This window comes from Virgibacillus sp. M23 (genome assembly GCF_034190895.1).
Classification (GTDB): domain Bacteria; phylum Bacillota; class Bacilli; order Bacillales; family Amphibacillaceae; genus Virgibacillus; species Virgibacillus salarius.
In genome coordinates, this window is sequence record NZ_JAWDHA010000157.1 from 1 (window position 1) to 634 (window position 634).

Consider the following 634-nt stretch of genomic DNA (forward strand, 5'->3'; position numbering starts at 1 on the left):
TCTCAGTTCCACCCAGAGTTCAAGTCAAGACCGACAAGACCTCAGCCTCTATTCAAAGGCTTTATCGGAGCGTCTGTCGAAGCTGCGAATCAGAAGTAACAAAAAAAGACTTGCCGTTTGTCAAAAGCGGGCAAGTCTTTTTTATTTGTTTTCGGCAAGATCAAGCATGTACAATAAGATATTATGCATACTCTTGCAGAATTTCTTTTAGGGTAAACGATAAAGCGTGATAGACATACAGTGCCGTCATTAAAGAGGGAAATCCGTAACGGGTGCCGTCTTCATCGGGAACAAGCGGCATTTTTAATTTGGAATCAATATGCACATCACAATACTGTTCTATTCCCGCGCTATCTTTGGCTGTGGGCGATACGCATACGACTCCCGCGCCTTTTTCATACAGCTCTTTTGCGAGCGCCTGCTCTTCGGCTGTGCCTGTCCCTGAGCAAAACATCAGCACCCTGTCGCTTTCTGTCACTACTTCAGCGCTTTCTGGAAAGGCTTTGACAGATGGAAAGGGTTCTTTGCTTTCAGTGGCCTCATAAAAGACGCCCTGAAGCTCGTTCGCTCCGTATAAATAAATGGAATGCCCGCTGATCACCGCTTGAGCAAGCAGCCGCGCCCCATCTTCACT

2 protein-coding genes are annotated in these 634 nt (G+C 46.8%); one reads left to right on the forward strand and one right to left on the reverse strand.

Annotation, left to right across the window (positions count from 1 at the left end):
• A partial coding sequence (locus RVS70_RS21770; protein WP_321134808.1) for a hypothetical protein occupies positions 1-99 on the forward strand: 99 nt, incomplete at its 5' end.
• An 82-nt stretch (positions 100-181) separates the two neighbouring features.
• Here RVS70_RS21770 and RVS70_RS21775 read toward each other — a convergent pair.
• On the reverse strand, positions 182-634 hold a 453-nt coding region (locus tag RVS70_RS21775), incomplete at its 5' end, for a DUF2529 domain-containing protein (RefSeq protein WP_321134807.1).